At 74.2% G+C, this 14,365-nt stretch carries 11 protein-coding genes and 1 riboswitch; all 11 genes read left to right on the top strand.

From position 1 onward, the window contains the following. Positions 1–112 precede the first annotated feature (112 nt). Positions 113–691 carry a hypothetical protein gene (locus ACZ4K2_RS07795; protein WP_467470617.1) on the top strand — a complete coding sequence of 193 codons (579 nt, stop codon included), beginning with the start codon at positions 113–115 and terminating at the stop codon, positions 689–691. Between the two features lie 35 nt (positions 692–726). Beyond that, complete coding sequence (locus ACZ4K2_RS07790; RefSeq protein ID WP_467471235.1) at positions 727–2,220, top strand: protein kinase domain-containing protein; 1,494 nt, start codon at positions 727–729, stop codon at positions 2,218–2,220. 180 nt (positions 2,221–2,400) lie between these two features. After that, on the top strand, positions 2,401–3,228 hold the full coding sequence (locus tag ACZ4K2_RS07785) for a glycoside hydrolase domain-containing protein (RefSeq protein ID WP_467470616.1): 828 nt from the start codon (positions 2,401–2,403) through the stop codon (positions 3,226–3,228). A 198-nt stretch (positions 3,229–3,426) separates the two neighbouring features. Then, positions 3,427–4,077 carry a SurA N-terminal domain-containing protein gene (locus tag ACZ4K2_RS07780; RefSeq protein ID WP_467470614.1) on the top strand — a complete coding sequence of 217 codons (651 nt, stop codon included), beginning with the start codon at positions 3,427–3,429 and terminating at the stop codon, positions 4,075–4,077. A 139-nt stretch (positions 4,078–4,216) separates the two neighbouring features. After that, positions 4,217–5,245, top strand: a complete 1,029-nt coding sequence (locus ACZ4K2_RS07775; protein WP_467470612.1) for a nucleoside triphosphate pyrophosphohydrolase — start codon at positions 4,217–4,219, stop codon at positions 5,243–5,245. A gap of 384 nt (positions 5,246–5,629) precedes the next feature. Beyond that, on the top strand, positions 5,630–8,377 hold the full coding sequence (locus ACZ4K2_RS07770; protein ID WP_467470610.1) for a hypothetical protein: 2,748 nt from the start codon (positions 5,630–5,632) through the stop codon (positions 8,375–8,377). Next, a complete protein-coding gene (locus tag ACZ4K2_RS07765; protein WP_467470608.1) occupies positions 8,374–9,669 on the top strand; it encodes a cytochrome P450 family protein in 1,296 nt (431 codons plus the stop codon). The genes ACZ4K2_RS07770 and ACZ4K2_RS07765 overlap by 4 nt, the downstream gene beginning before the upstream one ends. Positions 9,670–9,812: 143 nt before the next feature. Further along, on the top strand, positions 9,813–10,985 hold the full coding sequence (locus ACZ4K2_RS07760; protein ID WP_467470606.1) for a transglycosylase family protein: 1,173 nt from the start codon (positions 9,813–9,815) through the stop codon (positions 10,983–10,985). Between the two features lie 187 nt (positions 10,986–11,172). Further along, positions 11,173–11,346, top strand: a riboswitch (cyclic di-AMP (ydaO/yuaA leader). Positions 11,347–11,350: 4 nt separating this feature from the next. Continuing rightward, entirely contained in the window at positions 11,351–12,133 is a 783-nt protein-coding gene (locus tag ACZ4K2_RS07755; RefSeq protein ID WP_467470604.1) for a transglycosylase family protein, read from the top strand. 310 nt (positions 12,134–12,443) lie between these two features. Next, positions 12,444–13,748: a phosphopyruvate hydratase gene (gene eno / locus ACZ4K2_RS07750; protein ID WP_467470602.1), complete on the top strand. Its 1,305-nt coding sequence runs from the start codon at positions 12,444–12,446 to the stop codon at positions 13,746–13,748. Between the two features lie 122 nt (positions 13,749–13,870). After that, positions 13,871–14,347 (top strand): FtsB family cell division protein, encoded by a 477-nt coding sequence (locus tag ACZ4K2_RS07745; RefSeq protein ID WP_467470600.1) that lies wholly within the window; start codon positions 13,871–13,873, stop codon positions 14,345–14,347. Positions 14,348–14,365 lie beyond the last annotated feature (18 nt).

Here is a 14,365-nt window from a genome sequence, read left to right as displayed (position 1 = left end):
AAGCGACAATCGCACGATCGGTGCCGTCCGCCCCGGCGGACCGTACCGGCGGGCGGGCACGCCCACTTCAGGACCGGGAGCAGCCATGCAAGGCCACGGCTACGGACAGCCGGTGAAGCAACCGCCGCACACCGCGTGGCTGGTCTTCCTGCGCGTGCTGTTCGTGGTGCTCGCGATCGTCAGCGTCGGCCTGCTGACCTCGGCGATGATGCTGCGGCTCGCGATCGTCACCCGCCGCTCGGTGGACTGGGGCCTGTTCGTGGCGGTGCTGGCGGCCGACGCCCTCAGCATGACCCTGCTGGTGGCCGAGGGGGGCGACGAGGTCCACACCCCCGGCGGCTACCTGGGCGTCCTGCTCCTGCTGTGCACGCTCGTCGGCACGATCGCGTACTACCTCGCCGCGGACATCCGCCACTTCGGGCTGCTGCGGCAGGCGTACGAGGCGCGGCGCCCGGCCGCGGCGTACGGCTACCCGGCCCCCTCGTCCCCGTACGGCGCGACGACCGTGCCGGTCAGTCCGGCCACGCCGCACACCCCGCCCCCGCTGCCGCACCCGGTCGTGCCGCGGCCCCCGCTGACCACCCCGCCGCCGCAGCGCCCGGCGCCCGCGCGGATCGACCAGGTGCGGGCCGAACTGGACGAGCTGAGCGACTACCTGCGCCGGCGTGACGGCCACGAGGGCGGCCGGTGACCGCGGCGGGACGCGTCGTCGCCGGCCGCTACGAACTGTCCACGCTCATCGGCCAGGGCGGCATGGGCCAGGTCTGGACGGCGTACGACCGGCGGCTGGACCGGCGCGTGGCGGTGAAGCTGCTGCGCCCCGACAAGGTGGCGGGCCAGGAGGCGGACGAGCTGCGCCGCCGGTTCCTGCGCGAGTGCCGGGTGACCGCGCAGGTGGACCACCCCGGCCTGGTGACGGTGCACGACGCGGGCAGCGAGGGCGAGGAGCTGTTCCTCGTCATGCAGTTCGTGGACGGTGCCGACCTGTCCGACCACCTCGCCGAGCGCGACCCGTACCCCTGGCCGTGGGCGGTGGCGGTGGCCGCGCAGCTGTGCGCCGTGCTGAGCGCCGTGCACGCCGTGCCGATCGTGCACCGCGACCTCAAGCCGCGGAACGTGATGGTGAAGCAGGACGGCACGGTCACCGTGCTCGACCTGGGCGTGGCCTCCGTGATGGACAGTGACACCACCCGCCTCACCCACACCGGCTCGCCGATCGGCTCGCCCGCCTACATGGCGCCGGAGCAGGCGATGGGCGGCGCGGTCGGACCGTACACCGACCTGTACGCGCTCGGTGTGCTGCTGCACGAACTGCTCAGCGGTGAGGTGCCGTTCGCCGGTTCCACGGCGCTCGGAGTGCTGCACCGGCACCTGTACGAGCCGCCGCTGCCCGTGCGCCGGATCCGCCCCGAGGTGCCCGAGGCGCTGGAGGGCCTGGTGCTGCGGCTGCTCGCCAAGGACCCGCAGCACCGGCCGTCGTCGGCGCAGGAGGTGTACGAGGAGCTGGCCCCGCTGCTGCCCGCGCGCGGGAGGCCCACCGGGGCGCCCCTGGATCCCACGCGCCCCTTCCTGCGTCCGCACGCCCCTTGGCCGGACCGGGCGCGGACCCCCGCGCCGCAGCCCGCCCCCGTCGCGCCGGACCCGCCGGCGGCCGGCAAGCCCGACGTCGCCGCGGCCGTGGACGAGGTCAAGCGGCTGCTGGGGGAGGGGCGCATCACCCAGGCCGTGGACATCCTGGGCGCGATCCTGCCGGCCGCGGCCGAGCAGCACGGCGAGCACTCCCCGGTCGTGCGCACCCTGCGCAAGCAGTACGCGGCGACGCTCATGGACGACGGCCAGTACCGGCGCGCGCTGCCCGAACTGCGCCGCCTCGCCGGCGAACGCGCCGCCGAGGCCGGGCAGGCCGACCCGCAGTCCCTGCGCTACCGGTACGACGTCGCGCAGTGCCTGGAACAGCTCGGCGAACCGGCGGCGGCGCTCGCCGAGTACCGCGCGCTGCTGCCGTACTACGAGAACCAGTACGTCTCCGGGGACCCGCACCTCGCCCACGAGGTGCGCCGGCGCATCGGCCACCTGCTGCTCGCGCTCGGCGACCGGTCGGCGGCCCACGAGACGCTCGCGCGGCTGGTCATGGAGGTCGAGCGGCTGCACGGCCCCGGGCATCCGCTGGCCGTGGAGGTCCGGCGGACCCTGCAGTGGCTGGGACAGGTGCGCGGCTAGAGTCTTCGCGGGAACCCGAGCGATTCTTGTACATGACAAGGGTTTGGGTCGTCCGGCGGCGGACCCGGCGCCCGGTACCGTGCGCTTCGCCGCCGTCGGTGAAACGTTTTCGCCAGGGCGTTGTCCCAGCCAGTACGCACGCGCGTGAACCGCCGTGCACGCACGATCAGGGGTGGACTCATGGCCGGTCACCGGCAGTCGAAGAAGCGCAGATACATCACCTGGGGGGTGGCCGGCGCGGCCGTCGTCGCGGGGGCCGGTCTCGCCGCGCAGACCTCCATGGCCGCCACCGCGTGGCCCGCGCAGAAGACCTTCACCGGGCGCGCGTTCGACACCTGCACCGCGCCCTCGCTGTCCGCGATGAAGGCGTGGCACACCGGCTACTACGGCGCCGCCGCCGTCTACGTGGGCGGCAAGAACCGCGGCTGCGCGCAGCCCAACCTGACCGCGTCCTGGGTGAAGTCGGTCAACTCCCTCGGCTGGAAGCTCATCCCGATCTACGTCGGCGCCCAGCCGCCCTGCCAGACCGGCTCCACCCCCGAGAAGCTGTCCGCCGCGACCGCGGCGTCCCTCGGCGTGACCGACGCCAGGGACGCGGTCGCCAAGGCGTCGGCGCTCGGGATGAAGGCGGGCAGCCCCGTCTACCTCGACATGGAGCCGTACGACGTGCGGAACAAGGCGTGCAACGACGCCGTGCTCACGTACGTGCGCTCGTTCATGAAGACGCTGCGGTCCAAGACGTACCGCGGCGGCTACTACGGCTTCACCAGCTCCAGCGCCAAGGCCGTCGCCACCGCGTCCGACAAGACGGACCTGCCGGGCAACCTCTGGTACGCGCTGTGGGACAAGCAGGACACGACGACCGCCGACTGGCCGTGGGGCAGGACCCAGTTCACCGACCACAGCCGCGGCCACCAGTACATGGTCAACAGCAAGGAGACGCGCGGCGGCGTCACGCTGACCGTCGACCGGGACGCCTGGGACGCGCCGGTGGCCGTCGTCGGCTGACCCGGCGGCCCTCGCGGGCGGCGCGGCGGTGCCCGAAGCGCGCGTGAATCGTTGGTCGAATGGGTTGGCCGCAGCCTGCCCACTGCCTACCATCGATCACCGCAAGACTTGGTGCGCCCGCCCGTCGCCCGACCACCGTTCCCGGCGGAGGCGCTGGCGCGCCGCACCTGTCGTTGCAATCTCCCCCTGGAGGTTCCCTTGCACCGCCGCCGTCGCACCGCGCTCGTCCTCGCCGCCGCGATCGCCGCGGCGGCGCCCCTGCTGACCGCCTGCGGGAGCGACGCCCACCCGGGCGCCGCGGCCGTCGTCGGCGGGCAGCGGATCACCGTCGCCCAGCTGGAGGGCCGGGTCAACGAGGTCCGCCGGGCGCAGCGGGCCGCGGTGCCGGACGAGACCCAGTACCAGCAGGTCGTCTCCTCCACCAGCGGTCTCACCCGGGACACCCTGCACAACATGGTGCTCGACCGGGTACTGCACCGGGCCGCCCAGGACAAGGGCGTCACGGTCACCCGCAGGGAGATCCAGCAGATGCGCGGCGACCTGGAGCGGCAGGTCGGCGGCGGCAAGGGCCTGGAGCTGGCCTGGCTGCAGAAGTACGGCATCGCCCCGGGGCACCTGGACGACAACCTGCGCCTGCAACTGGAGGCGCAGAAGCTCGCCGCGAAGCTCGGCACGGACACCGGCCGGCCCGAGTTCTGGCAGGCCCTGTCCAAGGCGTCCGCGGAACTCGACATCGACCTCAACCCCCGCTACGGCTCCTGGGACGTGCAGAAGAGCAGCCGGGTGGACGCGGGGACGCCGTGGCTGCGGGAGGTCCCGGCGGACGGCGGGCAGCCGCGGACGGCGTAGCCCCGCGGGCGGAGTGGGCCCGGCGGCGCGCCGGTGCCGTAACGGTACGGCACCAGTCACCGGGCATACGGTCACATGACCTCCCCGGCCCTGTGGACAACGCGATCCGCGTCCCGGCGCCGTGGGCTACGTTCGGATCGTGAACGAAAACAGCTCCGCAGCCCGCCCCCGGTCCGGCCCGGAAGCCGCCCCCGGCCGCATCGTCCTGCTCACCACCAGCCACCGCGTCGCCCCCGGCCTGCTGTCCTGGCCGGCCTGGGAGGCGCTGCGCGGCGCCGACGCCGTGCTGTGCGCGGACGGCGCGCATCCGCAGCTGCCGTACCTGCGGGAGGCCGGCATAACGGTGGCGGAGGCGTCCCCCACCGCGCAGGAGCTGGTCGACGCCTGCGCCGGCGGGCGGACGGTCGTCGTCGTGGCCACGGGCGAGGGCGAGCCGGCGCTCACCGACGGCCTCGCCCGGCTGGCGGGTTCCGGCCGGGTCGCCATGCCGGAGCTGGAGCTGCTCCCCGCCTCCTACGACCTGCCCGGCGCCCGGCTGCTCGACCTGGTGCAGGTCATGGACCGCATCCGCGTCGAGTGCCCCTGGTCCTCCCGGCAGACCCACGAGGGGCTGGCGAAGTACGGCATCGAGGAGGCGTACGAGCTGGTCGAGGCGATCGAGGCCGGTGACCGCACGGAGCTGCGCGAGGAACTGGGCGACGTCCTGCTCCAGGTCGTCTTCCACTCCCGGATAGCCGAGGAGCACCCGGACGCGCCGTTCTCCGTCGACGACGTGGCCGGCGGCATCGTCGCCAAGCTCATCCACCGGCATCCGCACGTCTTCGGCGAGGAGCGGGCCGAGACCCCGGAGGACGTCAAGGAGCACTGGCTGCGCACCAAGGCGGAGGAGAAGCGGCGCACCTCGGTCACGGACGGCGTCCCGCTCGGCCAGCCGGGCCTGGCCCTGGCCGCCAAACTGGCCTCCCGCGCCCGTACGGCGGGCCTTCGCGCCCCGGTGCCCGAGGGGGAGGGCATCGGCTACGAACTCCTCGCGCTGGCGGTCCGCGCCGAGGCGGACGGCGTGGATCCGGAGGCGGCGCTGCGGGCGGCGGCGCGGGTGTACCGGGACACCATCAAGGCGGCCGAGGGCACGGGCACGGAGAACGGCCCGGAGGAAGAGGAGGAGTAACCCCGGCAGGACCGGAACCGGACCGGGCGCGCACCGGAGGACGGCGGCGGTCGGACGGCGGCGGTCGGACGGCGACGGCGGGACGGGACCGGGCGTCGCGGGCCGAGACCGGGCGTCGGACGAGCCCGGCGGGAAGAGGCCGGGCGGGCGGGGTCGGCCGCGGGACGATGGCCGGGACGGCGGGGGAGGCGGACCGGACGGCGTGGGAGGCGGACCGGACCGGCGGACGCGCCGGGCAGGGGCGGGCCGCGGCGGCACGGGGCCGGACGGAGGGCCGCGGGCGCGTGGACAGCGGACGGCGGGCGGACGGCTTCCGCGGCTCGGACCGCCGTCCGTGTCAGTACCGTGGGAGCACGGCGTGGTCACGAGGATCGGGGGGCGTGCGTGAGGGCGGGGACGGATCTGGCGGGAGTGGGGGCCGAGCTGCTCGCGGCGGCGCTCGCCACGGACGAGTGGGTCCGGGTCCAGGCCCGCTTCGCGCGGTGGTTCGAGAACCAGCGGGCGTCCTCCTACGCGGCGGAGCTGCGCGAGGTCCGGCGCCCCGGCCCCGGCACCCCGGAGCCGTCCCCCGAACCGCTGCGGGAGGTGTGGGCCTCCCGGCTGCGCACCACGCTCGCGCACGCGGCGGACAGGAACGGGGCGGCCCAGCAACTGCGGTACCTGATCAACCGGTTGGCACCGGTGGTGTACGCGGTGCCGGGCTCCGGGACGGCCGCCGCCGGGCGACCGGCGGACGAATGGCCCGACTCCGTGCGGGAGACGGTCCCGGACCTGACGCCGCATCCCGTGCCGCAGGCGGTGCCGCCGGCCGCCCCGGGACCGCTCGCCGACCGTACGCCGAAGCCGACCGCGCAGCCGGACTCCCCCGCAGAACCGAAGCCGGCCGCAGGGCCGAACTCCCCCGCAGGACCAAACTCCCCCGCAGAACCGAAGCCGACCGCAGCGCCGAACTCGCCCACAGGGCCGAACTCCCCCGCAGGACCGAAGCCCGCCGCGCAGCCGAACTCCCCCGCAGGACCGAACCCCCCTGCGGAGCCGAACTCCCCCGCAGGACCGGAGCCCACCACCGGGCCGGACTCCACCACCGGGCCGGACTCCACCACCGGGCCAGAGCCCACCACCGGGCCGGACTCCACCACCGGGCCGGGCCCCGCCCCCGACCTGCCGCACCCGCCGCACCCGCCCCTGACCACCGATCACGTCGACTTCCGGGGGGCGGAGTTCCACGCTCCGGTCATCGGGGTCCAGATCCAGCACGCCTACGGGGCCCGGCCGCAGACCGCCCTGCCCGGCCCGGAGGAATGGCCCGCGGCCACCGCGCTGGAGCCGCTCGCGCACGGGGTGTGGCCCGCCCTGCGGCTGAACGGGCGCCCGCCGCTGCCGCCGTACGTCCCACGGGACGCCGACCCTTCCCTCGGCTCCGCCCTGACCTCCGCGGCGGCGGACGGCGGACTGGTGGTGGTGCTGGGGGAGCCGTTCGCGGGCAAGTCGCGCACGGCGCTCGCCGTTCTGGCGGCCGTGCTCCCCACGGCCCGGGTCCACGCGCCGGACGCGCACACGGACCTGCGGGGCCTGCCCGACGCACTGCGCGCGGCGCCGGGCCCCCACGTGCTGCTGCTCGACGAACTCGACCGCCACTTGGGCGACGGCGGGCTGGAGCCGCGGCTGCTCGCGCGGCTGGCCGGGCTGCGGACCGTCGTGCTCGCCACGCTGCGGGAGGACGCGTACGACGAGTGCCGGCAGAGCCCGCGCGGCCGGGTGCTGGATCTGGCGCACCTCGTGGAGCTGCCCCGGGAATGGTCGGACGCCGAGCGGGCGCGCGCCGCGAAGACGGCGGATCCCCGGCTGGCGGAGGCGGCCGGGGCCGGCGGGGCGGACGGCGTCGCGGCCCATCTCGCGCTGGCGCCGCGCCTGTGGGCGGACTTCCAGCGGGCCCGGCGCAGGCACCCGCGCGGACAGGCGCTGGTGCGGGCCGCGATCGATCTGGCGCGGTGCGGGCTGGCCGGACCGCTGCCCGAGGACCTGCTCGTGGAGGTGGCGGCGACCTACGGACCGCTCGCCGGGCCGGACGCGGAGACGGCCGAGGAGGCCCTGGACTGGGCCGCCCGGGAGAGTTACGGGATGCCGCCGCTGCTCGGGCGCGGGGGACCGCGGTCCTGGGCGGCGGCGGGCCCGCTGGTGGGCGCGGCCCGGCTCGACGAGCTGTGCCCGCCGGTCGACGGCGCGCTGTGGCAGCGGGCATTGGAGGTCGCCCGGGCGGGCGAGGGGTACGACGTCGAACTGGTGACGGCCCGGGCGCATGCCGCGTTCGAGCGGGCGATCGGCGGCGGTGACCGGCAGGCGATGTACCGGCTCGGGCTGCTGGAGGAGACCCGGGGACACCGCGAGGAGGCCGAGAGCTGGTTCCGGCGGGCGGCCGAGGGCGGGGTGGCCGAGGCGGCGGCACGCGCCGGCCGGCTGCTCGTGGAGCGCGGGCGGCCCCGGGAGGCGGAACCGCTCCTGGAGCAGGCGGCGGAGGCCGGCGACACCGGCGCGGCGACGCTGCTCGCCGAGGCGCTGCTGGGCCGGGCCGAGCACTGGCTGCGCGCGGCCGGGGGCCCGGAGGCGGAACGTCTGCTGGGCGACCTCCGGTTCTGCGCGGACGACCCCGAGGTGACCTGGCTCAGGTACGCGAACGCCGCCGACCCCGCGCACCCCGGGGTGGCCCGGAGCATGGGGATGCACCACCTGGTGGAGAACGAGCACGAGTTCGCCCGGCCGTGGCTGCGGCGCGCGGCGGACTCCGGTGACGAGGTGGCGGCCCACCTGCTGGAGAACCTGGACCGCGAGGCGCCGTCGCCGGGCGACGCCGAGGAGTACTTCGCCGACACCGCCGACTACCCGCTGGACATCGCCCACCACGGAGCCGTCCTGGAGGCGATGGACCGTCCGGCCGAGGCGGAGGCGCGGTACCGGCAGGCGTTCGACGCCGGCGACGCCTACGGCGCCTACCGGCTCGGCGCCCTGCTCGACCGGCAGGGCAGGGCGCAGGAGGCGCGGCACTGGTACCGCAGGGCGGCCGGCCTCGGGCACCCCGGCGCCCGCAGGGTGCTCGGCGAGGGGCCGGAGGGTGCGGATACCGTCGGGGGGTGACCGAGCAGCACCACCCCGACCAGCCGGCTCCCGCCCTCTTCACGTGGGAGTTCGCCACCGACCCCTACCCCGCCTACGCCTGGCTGCGCGAGCACGCCCCCGTGCACCGGACGCGGCTGCCGAGCGGTGTCGAGGCGTGGCTGGTCACCCGGTACGCCGACGCCCGGCAGGCCCTGGCCGACCAGCGGCTGAGCAAGAACCCGGCGCACCACGACGAGCCCGCGCACGCCAAGGGCAAGACCGGCATCCCCGGCGAGCGCAAGGCCGAGCTGATGACGCACCTGCTGAACATCGACCCGCCGGACCACACCCGGCTGCGCCGCCTGGTCAGCAAGGCGTTCACCCCGCGCCGGGTCGCCGAGTTCGCCCCGCGGGTGCAGGAGCTGGCCGACGGCCTCATCGACCGGTTCGCGGAGACCGGCTCCGCCGACCTCATCCACGAGTTCGCCTTCCCGCTGCCCATCTACGCCATCTGCGACCTGCTCGGCGTCCCCCGCGAGGACCAGGACGACTTCCGGGACTGGGCGGGCATGATGATCCGGCACGGCGGAGGCCCCCGCGGCGGGGTCGCCCGGTCGGTGAAGAAGATGCGCGGCTACCTCGCCGAGCTGATCCACCGCAAGCGCGCGGCGCTGCCCGCCGTGCCCGAGCCCGGCGAGGACCTCATCTCCGGCCTCATCCGCGCCTCCGACCACGGTGAGCACCTCACCGAGAACGAGGCCGCCGCCATGGCCTTCATCCTGCTGTTCGCGGGCTTCGAGACGACCGTCAACCTCATCGGGAACGGCACCTACGCCCTGCTCACCCACCCCGGGCAGCGGCGGCGGCTCCAGGAGTCCCTGCGGCGCGGCGAGATGGACCTGCTGGCGACCGGCGTGGAGGAACTCCTCCGCTACGACGGTCCGGTGGAACTGGCCACGTGGCGGTTCGCCACCGAGCCGCTCACCGTCGGCGGCAAGGACATCGCGCCGGGCGACCCGGTGCTGGTGGTGCTCGCCGCCGCCGACCGCGACCCGGAGCGGTTCGCCGACCCGGACGTGCTGGACCTCGCCCGCCGCGACAACCAGCACCTCGGCTACGGCCACGGCATCCACTACTGCCTCGGCGCACCGCTCGCCCGCCTGGAGGGCCAGACCGCGCTCGCGACCCTGCTCACCCGGCTGCCCGACCTGCGGACGGCCGTCGACCCGGCCGAGCTGCGCTGGCGCGGCGGGCTCATCATGCGGGGCCTGCGCACGCTGCCGGTGGAGTTCACGCCCCCCGCCCGGGCACAGGACCTCCGCGGAAGGTGACACTCTTTCAACTATGTGATCTTCACGTGATCTGTGCGGCATGAACTTGTGACAAGTGATCGTGTGCCGATACGTTCACCCCTCAGCGCGGCGGGCGGAACCATCCGCCGCGCCGGTCCTGCTGTCGCTCGAAAGGCTTCCGCATGCTCTCCGGGAACGGCCGACACCGTCGGCCCCGCCAGGCCCCGGCTCTCCTCGTCGCGGCCGGTGTGACCGGCTCCGCCATCGCCATTCCGCTGCTCGGCGCGGCGAGCGCCGACGCGGCCGAGGGCACCACGTGGGACAAGGTGGCCGAGTGCGAGAGCGGCGGCTCCTGGAGCGCGGACACCGGCAACGGGTACTTCGGCGGCCTGCAGATCTCGCAGGACGACTGGGACCGGTACGGCGGCGGCCAGTACGCGGCCAGCGCCGACCAGGCCAGCCGGCTCCAGCAGATCGCCGTCGCCGAGAAGATCCTCGCCGACCGGGGCACCACCCCGTGGGCCACCTGCGCCCTGCTGTCCGGCCTGACCTCCAAGGCGACCTCCGCGGAAGTCGACACGGGCATCGGCGGCTCCACCGGCTCCGGTGACGGCGACGGGCGGGGCGACTCGGCCGGTTCGGACGCAGGCACCGGCACCGCCGGCACGTCCGGCAGCCCCGACCCCTCCGGCAGCCCGACTCCCTCCGGCACGCCCGGTACCTCCGGCTCGTCGGGCCTGCCCGACTCGCCGTCCTCCCCGAGCACCGGCACCAGCACCGGTACCGGTACCGGCACGAGCGACCGGGCCGACGCGGGCGGCGGCACCGGGGCCACCCCGGGCAAGACCGGCACGCCCGCCCCGGAGAAGGGCAAGGGCGCCGGCAAGGACAGCGGATCCACCACGACACACACCCCCGAACCCGGCGATTCGCCCACCGGGGACGCCGGGACCCCGCGGGAGACCGGCGGCACGCCCACGGCCACTCCGGACGCGGGGACCGAGTACGGCCTCCCCGGGGGCGCCACGCCCGAGAGCAGCGCCCCCGCGGCCGCCGGGTCGTGGAGCCTGGTCGACACCGGGGCGCTCGGCAGTGGCGGACGTCACCGCGGCACACATGCGGACGAAAACGTGACAAACGGTCAGGACATGGCCAATGGCGGGCGGCACGCCTCCCGCGCGCAGGGCAGCTACACCGTCCGCGCCGGCGACACCCTCACCGGCATCGCCGACTCCCTTGAGGTCGACGGCGGGTGGCACGCGCTGTACGCCCACAACAAGAAGGCCGTCGGAGCGGACCCGAATCGGATCAGTGCCGGTCAGACCCTGGAAGTAGGGGGCGAAAAGGGCGCGTAGCAACACGAGTTGACGTCCCGTTTAGCGCCATGATGTCCGGATTGGCGAAAGTGTGGGATGGATCTCAGAAGCCCTGATCGTCTTTGAAATTCCGCCGAGCCCGTGTCTACGGTCGAGGCCGCTCGTCACCACGGGCCCCGGCGGCCGCCACGCCGAATCCTGCCAGCGGCCGTCCCGGGAACAGTCGTCGCGTCAAGCGCCGTAGGCAGGAGCGGGGGACCCAAGGTTAGCGCCGGGACCAGCGGTTGAAGCTGGCACCGGCTGGGGGTGAAGCCGCATTCCGCGTCAGCGGGAATGCGGCCGGGCAACTCATTCGGCCCGAACCCGACAGCTCACCTCGTAGGCGTCGGTGAGGGGATCGACTCATGCTGTTTACCGGTAAGGGCAAGCACCGCCGTCCGTCCAAGGCCGTCCGCGCCGTCGCGCTGGCCGGTGTCACCGGCGCCGCCGTCGCCGCCCCGCTCATGGCGGCCGGCAACGCCTCCGCCGCCACCACCTCCGAGTGGGACGCGGTCGCCCAGTGCGAGTCCGGCGGCAACTGGGCCATCAACACCGGCAACGGCTACTACGGCGGTCTCCAGTTCTCCGCCTCCACCTGGGCCGCGTACGGCGGCACCCAGTACGCCGCGCAGGCCGACCAGGCCTCCAAGGGCCAGCAGATAGCCGTCGCCGAGAAGGTGCTCGCGTCCCAGGGCAAGGGTGCCTGGCCGGTGTGCGGCACCGGTCTGTCGGGCGCCGCCTACAACGGCTCCGCGCCGAGCACCTCGAACTCCGGCTCCACCTCCAACTCCGGCTCCACCTCCAACTCGGTTTACTCGTCGAACACCGGTTCCTCCTCGAACTCCGGCTCGGGCGGCGGCACCTCCTCCCGCTCCACCGACGGGCAGGCCGCCTCCCGCTCCGCCGAGCGCCCGGCCGCTTCTCCGTCCACCGGCGGCGGCCAGGGCGGGAAGACCGTCACCACCCCGACCGGCAAGAAGGTGCAGAAGGGCGACGGCGAGTACAAGGTGGTCGCCGGCGACACCCTCGGCACCATCGCCGCGGCGCACCACGTCGAGGGCGGCTGGAGCAAGCTGTTCGAGCTGAACAAGGACATCGTCGACAACGCCGACCTCATCTACCCCGGTCAGCAGCTCCACCTGAAGTGACCTCCGGCCGCCGAGCCGGACCACGGGGCCCGCGCACCCGCGCGGGCCACCCGCGGGCCCCCGTGCGGGCCACCCCCCGTCCCCACGGGTCCCCGTCCCGGTGCGTGTTCCCCCGTACGCACCGGGACGGGGCTTTTTCGTGCCCGCCACGGACGGGAGTTCACCGGATCTCTTTGTTTCGTGCAGAAACAAAAGATATCGTCGGCTTGTCCACGGGGCGGTCGGTCGGTGGCCGGCGCCCCCCGGACGGTTAGGCTCTAGGCGCAAGGCACACCAGCCCCGCACTTCCAGCGTCACATCCAAGAAGGAGATGCTCGTGCCGTCCATCGACGTCGTCGTAGCCCGGGAAATCCTGGACTCCCGAGGCAACCCCACGGTCGAGGTCGAGGTCGGCCTCGACGACGGCAGCACGGGTCGTGCCGCCGTCCCGTCCGGCGCCTCGACGGGCGCCTTCGAGGCCATCGAGCTGCGCGACGGTGACCCGAACCGCTACCACGGCAAGGGCGTCGAGAAGGCCGTCCTCGCCGTCATCGAGCAGATCGGCCCGGAGCTGGTCGGCTACGACGCCACCGAGCAGCGCCTGATCGACCAGGCCATGTTCGACCTGGACGCCACCGACAACAAGGGCTCCCTCGGCGCCAACGCGATCCTCGGCGTCTCGCTCGCCGTGGCCCACGCCGCCTCCGAGGCCAGCGACCTCCCCCTCTTCCGCTACCTGGGCGGCCCCAACGCGCACCTGCTGCCGGTGCCGATGATGAACATCCTGAACGGCGGCTCGCACGCCGACTCCAACGTGGACATCCAGGAGTTCATGATCGCCCCGATCGGCGCGGAGTCCTTCTCCGAGGCCCTGCGCTGGGGCACCGAGGTCTACCACACCCTGAAGAAGGTCCTGAAGGGCAAGGGCCTGGCCACCGGCCTCGGCGACGAGGGCGGCTTCGCCCCGAACCTCGGCTCCAACCGCGAGGCCCTCGACCTCATCCTCGAAGCGATCAAGGAGGCCGGCTACGTCCCCGGCCAGCAGATCGCCCTCGCGCTCGACGTGGCCGCCTCCGAGTTCTACAAGGACGGCAAGTACCTCTTCGAGGGCAAGGAGCGCTCCGCCGCCGAGATGACGGAGTACTACGAGGAGCTCGTCGCGGCCTACCCGCTCGTCTCCATCGAGGACCCGCTGTTCGAGGACGACTGGGCCGGCTGGAAGGTCATCACCGACAAGCTCGGCGACAAGGTCCAGCTCGTCGGCGACGACCTGTTCGTCACCAACCCCGAGCGTCTCGCGCGCGGCATCGAGGACGGCGCGGCCAACGCCCTGCTGGTCAAGGTGAACCAGATCGGTTCGCTCACCGAGACCCTGGACGCCGTCGAGCTGGCCCAGCGCAACGGCTTCAAGTGCATGATGTCCCACCGCTCCGGCGAGACCGAGGACGTCACCATCGCCGACCTGGCCGTCGCCACCAACTGCGGCCAGATCAAGACCGGCGCCCCGGCCCGCTCCGAGCGCGTCGCCAAGTACAACCAGCTGCTGCGCATCGAGGAGATCCTCGACGACGCCGCGGTGTACGCCGGCCGCAGCGCCTTCCCGCGCTTCCGCGGCACCGAGGCCTCCAAGGGCTGACGCCCCCCGGGGCACGCCTCAGCCAGTCGTACGTACGTCCCCGTACTCGGTCCCGTACCGTGTGCGGGGACGTACGCACGTGTGCGGCCCGGACACGATCCGGACACCAGGGGAGGCGGGAGATGGCCGTGAGGGACCGGGACCGGTTCTCCACCGCGACCAGGCTGAGGCTGCTCGGCGAACAGACCGCGGCCCGCGTCTACCGCTCCCAGACCAAACGGCAGGCCCGCCGCTCCCGGCTCACCGGCCGCGCGGCCCTGCTCGCCCTGGTGGTGTGCACGCTGGTCGTCGCACTCGCCTACCCGATGCGGCAGTACGTCTCCCAGCGCGCCGAGATCGCCGAGCAGCAGCGGGAGCAGGAGCAGGCCCGCAGACGCGTCGAGGAACTGCGCGACCTCAAGGCACGCTGGCAGGACGACGCCTACGCCGAGCAGCAGATCCGGCGCAGGCTGCACTACGTGAGGCCCGGCGAGACCGGGTACGTGGTCGTCGACCCGAACGCGGCCAAGCAGTCCCGGGCCGACCTCGGGGCCGCCCGGCGGCCCTGGTACGCCAACGTCTGGGACGGCGTCGACAAGTCCGACGCCTCCGACCAGTGACCGGCCCGCCGGGCCGGT

The organism is Streptomyces sp. NPDC025833, from assembly GCF_055558055.1.
The sequence above is the reverse complement of the archived record's forward strand: the minus strand, read 5'-3'. Positions and strand labels throughout refer to the sequence as shown.